Annotated in this window: 18 protein-coding genes; 3 read left to right on the forward strand and 15 right to left on the reverse strand. The window is 35.4% G+C overall.

Annotation, left to right across the window (positions count from 1 at the left end; translation table 11 throughout):
• Positions 1-15: 15 nt before the first annotated feature.
• The 10 genes from lepB (KPL75_RS01930) to KPL75_RS01975 all read right to left on the reverse strand — a co-directional run bounded on the left by lepB (KPL75_RS01930) (position 16) and on the right by KPL75_RS01975 (position 9,448).
• The gene (lepB, locus tag KPL75_RS01930; protein ID WP_219919184.1) at positions 16-537 is read right to left on the reverse strand and encodes a signal peptidase I; all 522 of its coding nucleotides are present in this window, start codon (positions 535-537) and stop codon (positions 16-18) included.
• 117 nt (positions 538-654) lie between these two features.
• Complete coding sequence (locus KPL75_RS01935; protein WP_219919185.1) at positions 655-2,811, reverse strand: peptidoglycan D,D-transpeptidase FtsI family protein; 2,157 nt, start codon at positions 2,809-2,811, stop codon at positions 655-657.
• Between the two features lie 245 nt (positions 2,812-3,056).
• On the reverse strand, positions 3,057-3,761 hold the full coding sequence (locus tag KPL75_RS01940; RefSeq protein WP_219919186.1) for an NAD-dependent protein deacylase: 705 nt from the start codon (positions 3,759-3,761) through the stop codon (positions 3,057-3,059).
• 75 nt (positions 3,762-3,836) lie between these two features.
• Entirely contained in the window at positions 3,837-4,484 is a 648-nt protein-coding gene (gene pcp, locus KPL75_RS01945; RefSeq protein ID WP_219919187.1) for a pyroglutamyl-peptidase I, read from the reverse strand.
• Positions 4,485-4,500: 16 nt separating this feature from the next.
• Positions 4,501-5,463, reverse strand: coding sequence for a DUF979 domain-containing protein (locus tag KPL75_RS01950; protein ID WP_201034008.1), 963 nt, complete (start codon positions 5,461-5,463; stop codon positions 4,501-4,503).
• Between the two features lies 1 nt (position 5,464).
• Positions 5,465-6,160, reverse strand: a complete 696-nt coding sequence (locus KPL75_RS01955; protein ID WP_128854174.1) for a DUF969 domain-containing protein — start codon at positions 6,158-6,160, stop codon at positions 5,465-5,467.
• A 47-nt stretch (positions 6,161-6,207) separates the two neighbouring features.
• A complete protein-coding gene (gene pxpA, locus KPL75_RS01960) occupies positions 6,208-6,969 on the reverse strand; it encodes a 5-oxoprolinase subunit PxpA (protein WP_219919188.1) in 762 nt (253 codons plus the stop codon).
• An 18-nt stretch (positions 6,970-6,987) separates the two neighbouring features.
• Entirely contained in the window at positions 6,988-7,977 is a 990-nt protein-coding gene (locus tag KPL75_RS01965) for a 5-oxoprolinase subunit C family protein (protein WP_219919190.1), read from the reverse strand.
• Positions 7,968-8,681, reverse strand: a complete 714-nt coding sequence (gene pxpB / locus KPL75_RS01970) for a 5-oxoprolinase subunit PxpB (RefSeq protein WP_219919191.1) — start codon at positions 8,679-8,681, stop codon at positions 7,968-7,970. Before pxpB ends, KPL75_RS01965 begins: the two co-directional genes overlap by 10 nt.
• 14 nt (positions 8,682-8,695) lie before the next feature.
• On the reverse strand, positions 8,696-9,448 hold the full coding sequence (locus KPL75_RS01975) for an IclR family transcriptional regulator (protein ID WP_219919192.1): 753 nt from the start codon (positions 9,446-9,448) through the stop codon (positions 8,696-8,698).
• Positions 9,449-9,700: 252 nt separating this feature from the next.
• Here KPL75_RS01975 and KPL75_RS01980 point away from each other — a divergent pair, with 252 nt between their 5' ends.
• Complete coding sequence (locus KPL75_RS01980; RefSeq protein WP_219919193.1) at positions 9,701-10,114, forward strand: hypothetical protein; 414 nt, start codon at positions 9,701-9,703, stop codon at positions 10,112-10,114.
• Positions 10,115-10,167: 53 nt separating this feature from the next.
• Here the strand turns inward: KPL75_RS01980 and lepB (KPL75_RS01985) are convergent, their stop codons facing one another.
• The 4 genes from lepB (KPL75_RS01985) to KPL75_RS02000 form a co-directional block, all read right to left on the reverse strand.
• Positions 10,168-10,719 carry a signal peptidase I gene (gene lepB / locus KPL75_RS01985; protein ID WP_002013664.1) on the reverse strand — a complete coding sequence of 184 codons (552 nt, stop codon included), beginning with the start codon at positions 10,717-10,719 and terminating at the stop codon, positions 10,168-10,170.
• A gap of 23 nt (positions 10,720-10,742) precedes the next feature.
• The gene (locus KPL75_RS01990) at positions 10,743-11,420 is read right to left on the reverse strand and encodes a copper homeostasis protein CutC (protein WP_219919194.1); all 678 of its coding nucleotides are present in this window, start codon (positions 11,418-11,420) and stop codon (positions 10,743-10,745) included.
• 206 nt (positions 11,421-11,626) lie between these two features.
• Positions 11,627-12,772, reverse strand: a complete 1,146-nt coding sequence (locus tag KPL75_RS01995) for a stage II sporulation protein P (RefSeq protein ID WP_219919195.1) — start codon at positions 12,770-12,772, stop codon at positions 11,627-11,629.
• Positions 12,773-12,991: 219 nt separating this feature from the next.
• The gene (locus tag KPL75_RS02000; RefSeq protein WP_219919196.1) at positions 12,992-13,720 is read right to left on the reverse strand and encodes an ArsR/SmtB family transcription factor; all 729 of its coding nucleotides are present in this window, start codon (positions 13,718-13,720) and stop codon (positions 12,992-12,994) included.
• A 69-nt stretch (positions 13,721-13,789) separates the two neighbouring features.
• Between KPL75_RS02000 and KPL75_RS02005 the strand changes: the two genes are divergently transcribed.
• Together KPL75_RS02005 and KPL75_RS02010 are read left to right on the forward strand one after the other, a co-directional pair.
• Positions 13,790-14,260, forward strand: coding sequence for a DinB family protein (locus KPL75_RS02005; RefSeq protein ID WP_219919197.1), 471 nt, complete (start codon positions 13,790-13,792; stop codon positions 14,258-14,260).
• 139 nt (positions 14,261-14,399) lie between these two features.
• Positions 14,400-14,759, forward strand: coding sequence for a nuclear transport factor 2 family protein (locus tag KPL75_RS02010; protein WP_219919198.1), 360 nt, complete (start codon positions 14,400-14,402; stop codon positions 14,757-14,759).
• A gap of 136 nt (positions 14,760-14,895) precedes the next feature.
• Here KPL75_RS02010 and KPL75_RS02015 read toward each other — a convergent pair whose 3' ends face one another.
• Positions 14,896-16,044, reverse strand: coding sequence for an acyl-CoA dehydrogenase family protein (locus KPL75_RS02015; RefSeq protein ID WP_219919199.1), 1,149 nt, complete (start codon positions 16,042-16,044; stop codon positions 14,896-14,898).
• Positions 16,045-16,082: the final 38 nt, after the last annotated feature.

Genomic DNA, 16,082 nt, shown 5'->3' on the forward strand with positions numbered 1-16,082 from the left:
AATAAAAATACTAAACTAGTCTAGTATTTTCATTTTTGAAAAAGGATAGTACACAAATTCCACTTTTCCTATTATATTATCTTCTTCAATATAACCTAAACCATTTCGACTATCCTTACTTTGTTCACGATTGTCTCCCATTACAAATAACTTATTTGGCGGAATCTTTGTCTTTTGAAAGTTGTAAAATACTTGTGTATTGTTATATAAATCTTTATTTATATAAGATTCATCTTGCTTTTTGTCATTTACGTATACAGTTCCATTCGTTATGTTAATTACGTCACCAGGAAGTCCTATTACGCGTTTCACATAATATTTCGACTCATCCTCTTCCTTAATAATGACGATTTCTCCGTTCTGTAAACTAGAAAAATGTACCGCAGCTTTATTTACAAATACGTAGTCTTCTTCATGTAAAGTTGGCTGCATTGATTTTCCTTCCACCTTACATAAAGTGAAGGACTGGTACGCTCCTACTAGGACAAATATAAATAGTATGTACTTCCCCAAGCCCCTCTTAATCTCCTCTTTCATATCCATTCCCACCTTATCAAAACACTTTTCAACTCAAAAATATATCACTGCACAATACATTTTCATTTGCGCAGTGATATGCTACAATTTGATGTTTTTTTACTGTGGCTCACTCGACTATTGTGCTACTGGGACTGGACTTGCACCCGATCTCTGCGTTTTTAAATCAAAATATGCATCCAAAATTTCTTTACCAATTGCAGAATTAATACCTGATTTATCATTATTTACCCATGGCACAACAACAGAAAAAGCAACTTCCGGATCAGCATCATATGGCGCATACCCGGCGAGAGTTAAATTATAACATTTTTTTCGATAGTTATTTTCATCTCTTCCAATATCACTTTCTCCACCGTACACTGTCTCTGCTGTTCCTGTTTTTCCAGCTGGTTTATACGGTAATCCTTTAAAAGTTCCAGTACCTGTCCCATCCGCCTCTTGGAAAACCCTTCTAAACCCTTCTTTCACATGATTTATATATGAAAGATCCATATCCACTCGATTTAACACAACTGGTTCCATCGCTTGCATAACTTTCCCGGCTTCCTCTGGTCTATTTGGTTGCTCTCTAATTTCTTGTACAATTTGTGGTTTCATTCGGTAACCACCATTTGCGATCGTTGACATATATTGAGCAAGCTGAAGCGGCGTATATGTATCATATTGTCCAATAGCATAATCAAGTAAAAAACCAGGTATATTATCGGTTCTACCCATTTGACCAATCGATTCATTTGGCAAGTCAATACCGGTTGGTACACCTAAACCAAATTGTCTAAAATAATAACGCATTTTATTGAACGTTTCTTTCTTAATATCTAACGGATTGTTTGGTACATAATCAATACCTGCCATTTTTAAAGCTGTATTAAACATATATACGTTCGATGAAACTTGCAAAGCTCTCAAATCATCAATATCTCCAAATTCTTTCCAAGATTTCTTCGGCTTCGAACTTCCTTTAAAGTACATTGGTGCATCAAAGAAATGCGTATATGGCTTAATCACCCCTGCTTGATATCCAGCTAATAAAGTAGCTCCTTTTACCGTCGATCCTAACTCATAAGAACTGATCATCGTTCCTAAAGCGTAGTCTTCTATTTGCATCCCGCCATCTTTATTTACAATTTTCTTTCCTGCTAATGATAGAATTTGACCATTTTTCGGATTCATCATAACGACGAATGCACGATCCATCATCGGTTCAGAAGAATGAAATGCCCTTAAATTCCTTTCAAGACTTTCCTCCACCTTTTTCTGTAAATCCATATCAACTGTTAACATTAAATTATTTCCACTTTTTCCTTTTGTCACTTTTTCAGTTCGTATAATATTTCCAGCTTTATCAGTAATACTTTTAGACTGTTCTTTCGTTCCATGTAACACATCTTCGTATTGTTTTTCGATGTAACTCTTTCCAATACGATCATTTCTGTTATAATCTCGTACTAAATAATAATCTAATTGCTCCCTTGGTAATCCCTCATTCTCACTAGAAACACTACCAAGTACAGAACGTAGTATTTTGTCATTTGGATATTCGCGCTCCCAATCCACAGTCGTATCTACGCCTGGCAAGATTGATAATCTTTCACTCACTACTGCATATTCATTTTGACTTACATCTTTTTTGACGATTTGTGGCGTCATTTTATATCCCGCATTCATTTTGCTTTTAATTGCTAGTACTTCTATATCCTCTTTCGAAAGCTCGTTTAATTCTTCTTGTGTAATTCTTTCTCGTCTCAACTCTTCTACTTTCTTATCTAAGTCTTTCCCTTCTATTTCCTGTTTCCTAAATTTACTCTCATCTTCTTTCGTTACTTTTGTTGCTGCACGTTTTTCATTTAACTGCATCCAAAAGTCTTTTTTATCTGTCTCTGTTAACTTGTCCATATCTTCTTGCGGCATTTCAATTAGCTGTGCTAAATTTCTTGCCACTATTAAAACCTCTTTTGAGTCCACTCCTTTCATCTTCGTATATGTAACGGTTCGTAACGGTTTATTATTTACAATAACTTTCCCTTCCCGGTCAAACATCTTCCCTCTCGGAACTGGAGTACTCACCGTTACATCTTCCTTTTTATTCACTTCATTTCGATACGTTTCTCCGTCAATGATTTGTACTTTACCTAATTGAATAATAATAGCTGAAAATAAAAGAAAAACGATAAAGAATAGTACATTTAACCGAAACGGAATATGAGTCTTTTTCTTTTTTGACTGTTTTTGCTTCTCCTTTTTCTGTCTCATTTTGCTCCCTCGCTTCATTCTATTAACATTTCTACGCATGAATCATTATGTATTAAATTTATTTATATGCTATATATAGAATTTTATATTAATTACAAAAGAAATAAAAGATTTAATTTTCAGTTTTTGTATTTTACACCCTATTTATTACCATTCCCCTTGATAAGCAATAACATGAATATAATTCATACAAAAAACTGAGGTGACATCATTCACCTCAGTTTCTTTACGAAAACAAAAACTTATTTAATCGAAGATAACCCTTAGGCAAATTTACCAATCTTATTTTGAAAAACAAAATCAAAATTGTATTCTTGTCCCGTTAATTCTTCATTTACTAAAATTGTTGTTGCGCCTACTTCCCTCTTTGCGATTTCTGGGAATGAAGCGACAGGCTGTACTTTGAGTGACGTTCCCATTACGAGAAGTACATCTGTTTCATATAAACGTTTGATCGCATTTTGATATTGAGGTAACGTATCTCCGTATAAAACAACATCTGGATTTAAAATGAAATTACACTTCCCGCAGCGCGGCACTTCATGATCAATCATATATTGTAAATCATATCCCGCTTTACACTTCGGACAATGCGCTGTTTGAAGTGTTCCATGTAAATCAATGACATGTTTACTACCACCTACTTGATGCAAACCATCAATATTTTGCGTTAAAATCGTTATGTCTTTTCCTTGTTCTTCTAGCTCCGCTAAAAAGCGATGCCCACGATTTGGTTTATATTGATGAAACGTATTAATTTGAAAGATTTCTTTATAATGCTTCCAAAACTCTTTCGGATTTCTATTATAATAGCCTCTCGACAAATACATCTCTACATTCGCATCAGCATATAATCCATTTGCTGAACGAAAATCAGGGATTCCACTTTCCGTACTTGCGCCAGCCCCTGTTAACACTGTAATTTTCTTCGCTTTTTCTAATATCGAACGTACTTCTTCAAATTGCACAAAAATCACCTCTATGTATATTCCTATACTTATTATACCAGTTGTTTACAATAGGTGTTGTACAATTCGTTTTACTTAATGCGTCGCGCCCCCAACCTCTATAATATCTACCTCCACTTCCGTCGTTACCTCGATTACCAATTCAATCCCTTGACTAATTGTAGAAAGTGACATACTCGGTTGACCTGGATAGTTACTAGCTTGTTCTGGTAAAAACGGAATATGAACAAATCCACCTTTTATTTTCTTATCATGTTTCTCTAGTTCGTGCATGAGACCATAGAATAAATGATTACAAACAAATGTACCTGCAGTTTGTGAAACAGATGACGGTATACCTTCTTCGCGAAGTTTTTTCACGATTGCTTTCATCGGAAGTGTGGACCAATATGCAATAGGTCCTTCTTCTACAACCGGTACATCTACTGGCTTGTTCCCTTCATTATCAGCAATTCTTGCGTCATCAACATTAATTGCTACACGTTCTATCGTAATATCTGGTCTGCCCCCAGCTTGTCCAATACATATAATAATTTCAGGCGTCAGTTCTTCTATATACTCTTTTAATACTCTTATTGATTTATGAAATACGGTTGGGATTTGTTTACTAATAATCTTGTACTCTCCGATTGTTTTTTCATTCAAACTTTTCGCTACTTCCCAAGCTGGGTTGATACTTTCTCCGCCGAATGGATCAAATCCTGTTAATAATACTGTTTTCATAGTTTCACTCTCCTAATTAGAAACGATATACAAGGCCGTACATGATAAACATATTGATAATGAAAATGGAAAGAGCAATCGGTACTTGCGCCTTAATAACAGCGTTCTTATCTTTCAGTTCTAAAAGCATTGCCGGAACGATGTTAAAGTTTGCTGCCATTGGAGTAAGCAGCGTTCCGCAATATCCAGCAAACATACCAAGCGCTGCCATAATTGCTGGATTCCCGCCGTGCATTTGTACAATTAGAGGTAAGCCAATTCCGCCAGTAATTACTGCAAACGCTGCGAAAGCATTTCCCATTACGACTGTAAATAGCATCATTCCTAAACAATATGCCATAACAGCAACGAATGGATATTCTGTCGGTAACACTTGTCCGACTAAATCAGAAACAACTTGGCCAACACCAGACTTCGCGAAAATACCGCCAAGTGCCGCTAACATTTGTGGTAAAATAACTGCCCAACCAACAGCTTGTAATAATCTACTTCCTTCTTGAACAGGCGTTGTTATTTTGGATTTCGTAATACGCATCGCCGCAATGAATGCGAGTAATGCTCCTAACGCTAATGCAACTAATGTTACTTTATCTGGATCAACAAGTGCAACATTTCCCCATTTGATTTTTCCTAACGTTAACGTTCCGATAATTGTAAAAATAGGTATTAATAGTGCAGGCATAAAAATTTTATTCTTTAATTTCTCAGCATGTTTCACACGTTCTTGTACTGGTACTTCTTTCTCCTCAGATTTTGTTACTTTATTGAGTGAAGCTAAAACGACCATAGCGAGCACAATACAACCAACGTAAAACGAAGGGATTACATTTCCGAATAAAAATGTAACTGCAAACAATGCCCAAAATAAGCTAGAACCGAATCGGTTTGGATGTTCACGATCGAATGCGATACGCACAGCGATAAAGGCGACGATTATACCTAGTACATAATAAATTGTATCCATAGTTATGATGTTCATATTATATTGCCTCCTTCTCTTGTTTTTCTTCTGCCTTCATTGTTTTCTCTATATACTTATCAAACCTTCTAAACCTGATCCAGCTCACAATAAGTGCAGATATTGCAGTTGGAATGCCCCAAAGCGCCATATCCCATACTCCGACATGCATACCTACTGAATCGAAGAAGCCTTTCATTAATAAAATGGCACCAGTTGCGATAAAAATATCTTCTCCGAAAAACCAAGCTGTGTTTTCCGCGGCTGCTGCGTTCGCTTTGATTTTTTCTCTTAATTTTTCAGGAAGTTTTCCGTATTTACCTTGCGCAGCTCCCTCTGCCATTGGCGCAACAAGCGGTCTTACCGTTTGCGCATGACCACCAATATTAAGTCCAAGTGCTGCTGATGATTCTCTTATCGTAAAATATGACATTAATACTTTTCCAGTTGTTGCTCCTTTTGATTTCGTTATAAGTGCTTCTGCTCTTTCTTTTAAACCATAACGTTCTAAAATTCCGATTACCGGTAAAGTTAGTATAATCGGCATAGACATGTATCTATTTTCTATGAAAAATTTACCGAACATGCTAATCACATCATAAAAGCTTAAGCCTGAAACCATACCAGTAACAATACCTGCAACCATAACTACTAACAGTGTATTTAATCTAAATAAAAAACCAACCGCAACAAGTAAAATCCCAATTAATTTTATCAATTTCAACACTTCCTCCCATTTTTAATCCCGCTAATTAAAGTTTCACTTTATTTCGGTGCGCATATAGAAACACCATTAAGTTCGAATGTTCTGTATATTTTTCCCGCAAATTGGACTGCTTTCTCTCCGTCCCCGTGTAAACATATCGTTTGCGCCCGAACTGCTACTTTCTCCCCATTAACCGATTCTACATACCCTTCTTTCACCATTTGAAGTACTTGTTTTATCGCTTCATCTTCATTTTTTATAAGAGCATTTTCTTCTGTACGGCTCGTTAAAGTTCCATCCTGCTTATACGTACGATCAGCAAAAGCTTCTTGTACGAGAGTTATATTATATTTTTCCGCAGCCCGTATGAACGCTTCACTATTCGCTAATCCGTAAAGTAATAATCCAGGATTAATATGATAAATTGCCTTTGCGATTGCATCCGCAATTTCCGAATCAATTGCCGCCATATTATATAAGGCACCGTGCGGTTTTACATGTTGCATCTTCCCACCGGCAGCTTTAACAAATCCTTCTAATGCGCCAATTTGATATAAAACATAATCGTATACTTCACTTGCTGAAACGTGCATGTTCCTTCTCCCAAATCCAATTAAATCAGGAAATCCAGGGTGTGCTCCTATTGCTACATTATGTTGTAATGCTTTTTCAACTGTTTGCCGCATAACGGTCGGATCACCAGCATGAAAACCACAAGCAACGTTTATAGAGGAAACGAACGGAAGAATTTCATCATCATTCCCCATTTTATAAGCTCCAAAACTTTCTCCTAAATCACAGTTTAAATCGATTGTAGTCACGATGTTTTCCTCCTAATCTCAGCTTCGTAAAGCGATGAATTTCTTTAATAGACTCATACTTGTTTCCTGCTTTATATATAATTGTGTAGCTTCTTCCATAGTTATTTTTTCAAAAGTTACATAGTCTCCTGGTTTCAGCTGCGCTAGAAGAGGTAAATCTACTGAAATTACATTTCCAATTCTCGGATAACCACCTGTCGTTTGTCTATCCGCCATTAATATAATAGGCTGTCCACTATTCGGTACTTGAATTGTTCCGAATGTAACGGGACTCGATAAAATTTCTATCTCTTCCACTCTATTTAAAACATCTCCGTCAAGCCTATATCCCATGCGATCAGCATAATTGGATACTTTATACTCTTTCGAAAAAAACGACTTTATACTTTCTTCTGTAAATTGATCATATTCAAAGTCTGTTATAACGCGAAGAATAGGATGCTTCTTATATTTTGGTAAAGCATTGTTACAAATTTCCCACTTCGTTTTTATACGCTTTTCTTCTTGTAAATTTTGAATGAAGCGACTTGCAACTTCTGCCCCTGTACCAATTTGAAAATAATCTCCTTTTTTCAGCATTCTCCCTTCAATACCACCAAGAGCAGCACGTATGTAAGTACTTTTACTTCCCATCGTATGACCAATATTTATACCACCCGCAAAAGTCACATACGCCCTGCAACCGCTTTTCGCTTTTCCGAGACAAAGCATGCTTCCTTCTTCAGCTAATATGGGACGCCATAATGGAATGCGTTCTCCATTTAATAACGGTTCCATATCTGCTCCACCAATCGCGAGCAATGTCGTTTTCTTTATTAACAATTTAGGTCCCATTATTGTAATTTCGAGTCCAGCCTCATTCTCCTCATTGCCTACTAACATATTAATCATCCTGAGTGCATTTTTATCCATAGCCCCGCCAACAGGTACACCGTATTGTTGATAATGAGATCGTCCTAAATCTTGGACTGTTGTAAACATTCCTGCATGCAAAACCTCTACATCCATTCTTTATCCCCCTCAAGCGATACGTACTCTTCCTTTGTTATTGGTATAAATCGTAAATACATACCACTTTGAATATATGTTGGTGTTTCTTCTTTTGGATTAAATAGAGAAATAGGTGTTCGGCCGATAATATTCCAGCCTCCTGGTGTTTCGAGCGGATAAATACCTGTTTGATTTCCGCCAATACCTACTGAACCAGGAGCAATTTGTAGCCTTGGTGTTTCTTTTCTAGGTGTTTCTAGTTCTTTCGGTAATCCCCCTAAATAAGGGAAGCCAGGCGTAAAGCCTAACATATACACGAAATATGTTGTTTCACTATGTATTCGAATAACATCCTCTACTTGTAGGCCTTGATAATGCGCAACCTCTTCTAAATCAGGTCCATATTCTCCCCCGTAACACACTGGTATAGAAATATGTTTCACATCTCGGTTCACTTCTTCTTTATAAGAATCACACAGCTCCCGTATATACTGACAAACGTAATCATATGGTCTTATATTTCTATCATTTTCCTTCCATACTTCGTACAAATTGTAATAAACCGCTAATGAAGTAAACGATGGAACGCATTCAACCATTCCTGCAAACGGATGCCGCCTCAGCGCTTGAAATAATCGTTGTACTTTTTCGTATATATCCATCCCAATTTCTTCACCAAATGTAACAATAATTGCTTGATCCCCTAACGCAGAAAATTTCATCCCACTCCCTCTTTCTATGCCAAAAAGCCGAGTTCTTTCGAAATGCGATTCGCTGTTTCTTTCACTTTCGCAGTAAAATATGAAATGTTACTTTCGCTATACTCAATTGCTAATCCCGAAATACTAATGCCAGCTACAACCGTTCCATCATTTGTAAAAATTGGCGCTGCTATAGCCGCTGTATGATTTTCTAATTCAGAATAACTAATTGTATATCCAGCTTGTTTTGCCATATGTAACACTTCTAGTAAATGCTCCTTATTCACAATCGTTCCATCCGCAAACTGCTGTAAATCTGTTTCCTCTACGTACTTTCTTTTCTCTTCCTCAGAAAAATACGATAGTAAAATTCTCGGACATGCTCCGGCATACAGTGGTGCTCTTCTTCCAACCGCCGTATAAACACGTACCGGCTGAATTCCTTCCATCTTCTCAACATAAATTGCGTCATTACCATCTTGAATAATTAAATTTACTGCTTGCCCTAAACTATCTCTAAGCTCTTTCATATAAGGAATCGCAATATTTCTTACGGATAACCTTTGTGAAACAAGTTGACCAAATCGTAAAAAAATGACTCCGAGACGATACTTGCCCTTTTCTGTTTTTTGTAAAAAGTCCATTTCTTCTAAAGAGCCAATTAAACGATAAACAGATGTTTTCGGCATATTCGTAAGCTGAACCATCTCTGTTAAACTTAGCTCCTCATACTCATAAAACAACTCTAAAATATCCATTGTCTTAACTGCCGTTTTATTTATATTCATCCTATCTCCTTCGCGTTCCGAATTTCGGAACTTCAATTCCGTTTTTCGAAACGAATATATAATTTAAAATTATAAAATATTCTCTCAATTCTATCAATATATTTTTCACGTTCATTATCCTATATATTTTGTCAGTTAATTAAAAAACGTAAATAATTAAATTAATTTGTAAATTCTTATATAAAATTATTACATTTCTAATATTTTTATTTATTATGGTATATGTACAACAAAATGTGAGGAGTGTTTCTTTTGAAAAAACTGCTAGTGATTCCTGCAATTATGTTATCTTTTTGTATAGGTTATAATGTGATTTTTGCGACAAATGAAGATACTCATTCAACCGCTAAAGTTGCACAACATCATAAAATAGCGGACGAAGAAATTCATTTTTTCGGATCAAGTATTTCTGGCTTTAACTACTCTCATGGGGATGACTTAAGCGTTCTTGTAAAAAATATAGGCGATTCTCCTCTTCGTTACACTTTATATAACGCTAAAGATTCTTGGATGATTGATGGAACTTTAAAACCTGAGGAACAAGCAATAAGTGAATTTAGTATAAATTGGAGTGATTGGCTTCCTGAAGGTGAATACAAGATCAATTTTAGAAATAATGATGGTTCTCTTTCAAAAGTTCAAGTTATAGCCAAGCCAAACATTTAAATAAATAAGACACAAAAAAAGTATGGAAGAATATTTCTCCCATACTTTTTGCTTTATAACGCTCTCACTTGTTTCAACGGCCAGAAAACAGCTTGTCCTTTTCCGACAATTTCATCTTCTGAAATAAATCCAAACATACGACCGTCTTTAGAAACTTCACGATTATCTCCTAAAACAAACACTTGGCCTTCTGGCACTTTCGTTTTCCCTGTGATTTGTTCTAACGTAAAATCAGGAGTTAATACACGACCAGACGCCTTTTCTTTAAATTCTTTTAAATACGGTTCTTCCATCGCTTTTCCGTTTACATATAAAACATCATCTTTATACTCAACTGTATCACCTGGTAAACCAATTACTCGTTTTACTAAATCGTACCCTTCTTTTCCGTGGAAGACAATAACGTCAAAACGGTCTAATCCACTTATACTATAACCAATCTTATTCACAAGAACTCGTTCGTTATTTTCTAAAGTGGGCATCATCGATTCACCTTGTACTAATGACGGTGTAAATAAAACACCGCGAATAATAGCGATTAATACAAGGGTAAATCCTATCGTTTTAGCCCATGAGAATAATTCTTTCTTAGTATTTTCCTTCATCGTTTCTCCTCTTTCTTACGTGTTTATTGTATGATTTGAACTAATTCCTGTACTAAATTAGGATCAATTTCAGCAAAACATGATTTCCCTTCTCTTACCGCTGTACCGACATGAGCTTGCGAAATTCCAGTTTCATCTAGCAATCGCTTTATATTTTCTTTCGTCACGCCAGCTCCAGCTACAAGTTGAATTTGACCATCGCTTACCTTTTGCATTTCTGTAAGCACCGGAATATTATCAACTATATTTCCTTGCCCACCTGAAGTTAAGACGTGAGTCACTTTATGAAACTTCTTTAAAGTTCTCATCGCTTCTGCTGGACTTTCTGTGTCGTCTATTGCTCGGTGATATGTGACATTTATCCCATCTACCACAGATAATAAATCCGCTAGTTTCTCTTCATCCACTTCATTTCGTTCATTTAATACACCTAATACAACACCAGCTACTCCTAATTTCTGAGCAACTACAATATCTTCTTTCATCATTTCAATTTCTTCTTCCGTATATATAAAAGACTTTGCATGCGGACGAATCATAACGTGAATCGGTATATGTACTGCTTCTACCGCTTTTTTAATAAATGCATAACTCGGCGTTAAACCGCCTTCTGTATAAGATGAAATTAATTCAATTCGCTTCCCGCCAGCTCGTTCAATTCGTTTTACATCTTCTAAACATGTTGCAATAACCTCTAGCATGAGATGACCTCTTTTCGTGCTTTTTTCTTATTATAACATTAGTAAAAATAAGAAACCTAGCTTTCTCCTTTAAAACTATAAAAAGAAGAATGAAAAGAAAGATTTTTTAAATTGATAATTCTATAAAAAAGGAGTAACCTCCTAGAACTTCAGACTAGGTGTTACTCCTTTTTATTTTACAAAAACACTAGGTTTCCCCTATATATTTAGTTATTTTTCTTAGTTACTTCATTATAATAGTGGCTAAATGCTTCTACTAATGCGTCAACGGAAGCATATAATTCTTCTGGTGTATTATCTACCCCTCCCATTTCAATAAGTAATGCATTTGGAGATAGGTCTTGATTATATACTCCGTTACCGCTTTTACGATCTTTAATAAAAATCCCTCGACTTAAACCGTAATACTTCTCGTCTAAATATGAATTTATTGCTGTTACTATTTTTTTATTTTTTTCATAGCTAGGATTTTCTCGTCCTAAAATAAAATAGAGCCGAGCATAATTCTTTCCGTTAATATTTTTTGTTGTAGTATTTTTTCGCGCATCGTCCCTATGAAGGTCCATTGGAAACATAATATTTTTATCTTGTATTAATTTATCTTGTAATATTTGACGGGACCCTTTGTAAGATTGGGCCCAATTTAAATTTTTATTTCGCAGAAAATCCCTCATATTTGTCGTATCATGTGAAACACCGATTCCTTTTTCTTCTAACTTTTGTTTTAAATAATTTCCAACAAACGTAATATTCACTTCATTATTTGTACTAGAAGCATCATCGGGTATAGCGGCACCTGGAATTAGAGGAATAAACGACTCCCAACTATGTGTATGATAAATAAAAACCTTATTTTCACCGTTATTTTGTGTATTTGAATTTTCACCAGTAGAATTGTTTTCTTTCCCACTCTTTGGGCGTTCAATAGCAGATCCTTTATCTTTAATATTCTCTAAAGGAATACTGGATTCTTCAGGAATGTTCGTATAATCTGTTCCTTCCCCAGCAATTAATATTTCCGAATAAAATTGATTCATATTTGGAAGTTCTCGAGTTAATAAACTTCGGAGATCATTTACATTAATGTTTGTAGAAAGTGAAAGCAAAAAAGATTCCAGAGACGCTCGTCCTTTTTCTTTATGAAATTCTTCTGCAAAATAACGATTTTCACTTCCTATCATATACATAAGACCTTTAGTAGAATTCGTTCCCAATAACTGATTAATATAATACGATTTAAATACGTTTGAATTACTAGAAATGAAGAATGAAGTGAGAATACATATAATCGTGAATAAAAAACATATCACTATATATCTTACATTTAATACTTTCAGTTTCACTTTATTCATTTTATATCTCCCTTCATTTACTATATTCTTACGCATAATTTTCAATGAATATGATTACTAATTTAATAGAATTGCTTCTACTACTTTGTTTTCATTTAGCCTCTTTCCGTAAAGCGAATGAGGGTAAAGTTGCCGTGCGCAAATATCATCAAAGACTTTTAAACAGTATGAAATAACCTGAGTCTATATAAATATAGAACTCAGGTTATTTCATACTGTTTACTCGACAGGAGGCACTGCATTTTGATGGACTTTTTTATTTTCCATGTCAATGCCTAATTGGTCTTTCAATAACTTCATACCTTTTTTTGTAAGATGGACGGCTCGAGTTTTATCCGTTTTTGTAATCCATTCCTGTTCAAAAAACAGTTTTGCTATCGCAGATCCTAACCAACCAGAAATATGGTAGCGTCGTTCACTCCAGTCAAGACAAGGTTTTGCAAATACCCGCCTCTTTATATCTGCCGTTTCAATATTTATTCCAAGATTCAGAAACCATTGCTTACCTTGTTCCGTTACAATGTATTCTCCTTCCTCTAAAATTATAAATTCCCTATCTAGTAATTTTTCAGTTATCTCTACTCCGAGTTTGCCTGCAAGATGATCATAGCAAGTTCGAGCATAACGAACTTGTTTTAGTTGATCCGATTGTTTTAAAGAACGAACTTGGGCTGTTGGTGCGATTGTTCCTAACTTTTCAAGAACTTCTGCTACTTCTTGATTAGCAAGTCGATAGTAACGATGTCTACCATGTTGTTCAACTGTAAGTAGATTCCCCTCTACTAATTTAGAAAGATGAGAACTAATCGTTGGATGTGACACTTTTGCCATATAAGCCAATTCGCTTGCAGGTAGTGCCTGATTATTCATTAAACAATCTAAAATAATTGCTCTTGTAGGTTCAGCAATTAGTTTAGCTATATATGAGATATTCGGATATACATTCATATTTCGATGATACCCTAACTGTTAAATTGATACAATTATTTTAAGTTTAATAGTAAAGGAGAATGTATTATGAATGCAATTGATCTTAGTATATTAAATTTGAAAGAAACGAGAAGGCGCTCAGAAAAATTATGGAATTCTCTTCCCGATAATTTTCTTAATTGGAAGCCTGATCATGAGGCCATGTCCTTTGGTGAGATGATTCGTCATGTTTGGACCTCAACTTTTTACTATCATATGATTTTAAAAAACAAAGGCTCAATAAATGACATACATATCCCGTATGATGACGAGCCAATTACTTGTGTAAAAAAAGAAATTGAATTGGCACAATCATACTTTACTGACTTCATAGAATATGTTCAATCCATAAGTATAACTGAGCTAGATTCAACCCTTATTGATCGAAGTGATGTTGGCTATCAAAGATATTTAGGTGATATGCTTTTACGAATTGCCTATCATGATGCGGTCCATGCAGGGCAATTTTTACAATATTTACGAATGGTTAACTTGGAAAGACCTTTAATTTGGGATTAGATACGACAAATGTTTACAACGCTTCTATACTGGCATTATAATAATACGCAAACAATTATCTAACTAGTCAAAATTCTTTTCGTTAGTTAAAAAGAGCAGTTTAGTTTTTGTACAATAATTAATATATGGGGATGATCACGTGAAAAAGAACTCTGAATTAAAAAAGCATTTATGTGAACTAGAGGAAAAGCTATTAGAACCTAAAACTCGTACAGCACCAGAAGAACTAGACAAATTACTTGCAGACGATTTTTTTGAATTTGGTAGTTCGGGGAATGTTTGGTATAAGAAAGATTTTGTTGGTGGAAGTGGACTTAGCGTGAGAGAAATGACTCTTTCTAATTTTGAAATATACTCTTTATCGGAAGGTACCGTGTTGGCGACATATCGTGTAAGAGATGAAACTAGAATGCAGAATCCCTTGCGAAGTTCCATTTGGAAACTGATAGATGGAAAATGGCAAATGTTTTTCCATCAAGGAACACTCACAAAATCATAATGATTATTTATATTAAAACGCTGCATTTTAAACTAGTATATCAAGCGAATAAAAAGCACGGATTTGATTACTAATCAAACCCGTGCTTTCAAAACAACTATATTGTCCATAAACAAAAAAATGTAAGCTTTAAAAATTACGATCGAAACGCCGCATCCGCTAATATAGATAATGTTGCATCATCCATCGGCGGATTGTGCAGTCCTGCTCTGACGTTTAAATAATAGCGATGAAGCGGATTTTTTTCTGATAAACTTTTCGCTCCTACGATGCGCATAGCTTTATCTACAATAGATATTGCCGCATTCGTTACAGCGGATTTCACTGCTGCTAGTTCCGCTTGCAATGATAATTTATCTTCTGCCTCATCGTATTTTTTCGCAATTTGATATAAAAAGACACGAGCTTGCATAAGCTCAAGTTCTAATTCTCCAACTAATCTTCTAACATTCGGCAATAAACTAATAGAATGATTTAAACTATTTGGCTTGTATGATCCCGCAAACTGAACTGCATAATTTCTTGCTGATTGTGCAATTCCTAAATAACATGCTGGTATATGTAGCAACCAGCCAATACCCTTTTGTTTCACTTTTCCGCCCAATACATCCGTAAAAAAGCGGTTCTCTATCTCTACATTTTGTAAAACGAGATCATGGCTCGCAGTTCCTCGCATTGCGATACTATCCCACGTTTCTTCAATTGTTACGCCTATCGTATTCTTCGGAATGACAAACTCTCCGATTTCTTCCTGGCCTTCAATACTTGCTGAAATGATAAAATAATCAAGTACTGGCGCCATTGTCGTAAACGTTTTTCTTCCGTTTATAATCCACTTCTCACCTTTTTTGACAGCTAACGTCTCTGGTTTCCCGCCGCGCGTAGGACTACCTGTATTCGGCTCTGTCGCTGCTCGATTAAAGAGTGCGCCATTACGCACTTCTTCACAAAACCAAGTGAACATTTCCTCATCCCAAGAACGGTTTTCAGCTAATTCCTTTACAATACCAAGATGCCAGCCAATCGATAATGCAGTAGCTCCGCAGCCTTCCGCAATTTTCTCTTGAAATAAAACGAAGTCATATAAAGAAATTGCACTACCACCAAATTCCTTCGGTAACGTTAATTTCGTATATCCGATATCTTTCAAATCATTCATATTTTCATACGGAAATGATCCTAATTCACTTAGTTGATGCTCTCTTTCCATGAACTTCGGAATCAATTTATTTATTTGTTCAATAATGAAAGATTGTTCTTCTGTTTCAACAAATGAGAGTGCCATACTATAATCTCCTTTATGTTCGATTCATAAACCGTTCA

Origin of the sequence: Bacillus sp. NP247 (genome assembly GCF_018966865.1) — a bacterium.
Taxonomy (GTDB): Bacteria; Bacillota; Bacilli; order Bacillales; family Bacillaceae_G; genus Bacillus_A.

Bases quoted from the DNA above. Each gene is read 5' to 3' on its own strand.
- pxpB (WP_219919191.1), bottom strand. From the start codon at position 8,681: ATGAAATTTTCTGCGTTAGGGGATCAAGCAATTATTGTTACATTTGGT.
- KPL75_RS02000 (WP_219919196.1), bottom strand. From the start codon at position 13,720: ATGAATGTATATCCGAATATCTCATATATAGCTAAACTAATTGCTGAA.
- KPL75_RS01950 (WP_201034008.1), bottom strand. From the start codon at position 5,463: ATGAACATCATAACTATGGATACAATTTATTATGTACTAGGTATAATC.
- lepB (WP_219919184.1), bottom strand. From the start codon at position 537: ATGAAAGAGGAGATTAAGAGGGGCTTGGGGAAGTACATACTATTTATA.
- KPL75_RS02005 (WP_219919197.1), top strand. From the start codon at position 13,790: ATGAATGCAATTGATCTTAGTATATTAAATTTGAAAGAAACGAGAAGG.
- lepB (WP_002013664.1), bottom strand. From the start codon at position 10,719: ATGAAGGAAAATACTAAGAAAGAATTATTCTCATGGGCTAAAACGATA.
- KPL75_RS01990 (WP_219919194.1), bottom strand. From the start codon at position 11,420: ATGCTAGAGGTTATTGCAACATGTTTAGAAGATGTAAAACGAATTGAA.
- KPL75_RS01975 (WP_219919192.1), bottom strand. From the start codon at position 9,448: ATGAATATAAATAAAACGGCAGTTAAGACAATGGATATTTTAGAGTTG.
- KPL75_RS01995 (WP_219919195.1), bottom strand. From the start codon at position 12,772: ATGAATAAAGTGAAACTGAAAGTATTAAATGTAAGATATATAGTGATA.
- KPL75_RS01965 (WP_219919190.1), bottom strand. From the start codon at position 7,977: ATGGATGTAGAGGTTTTGCATGCAGGAATGTTTACAACAGTCCAAGAT.
- pcp (WP_219919187.1), bottom strand. From the start codon at position 4,484: ATGAAAACAGTATTATTAACAGGATTTGATCCATTCGGCGGAGAAAGT.
- KPL75_RS01935 (WP_219919185.1), bottom strand. From the start codon at position 2,811: ATGAAGCGAGGGAGCAAAATGAGACAGAAAAAGGAGAAGCAAAAACAG.
- KPL75_RS02015 (WP_219919199.1), bottom strand. From the start codon at position 16,044: ATGGCACTCTCATTTGTTGAAACAGAAGAACAATCTTTCATTATTGAA.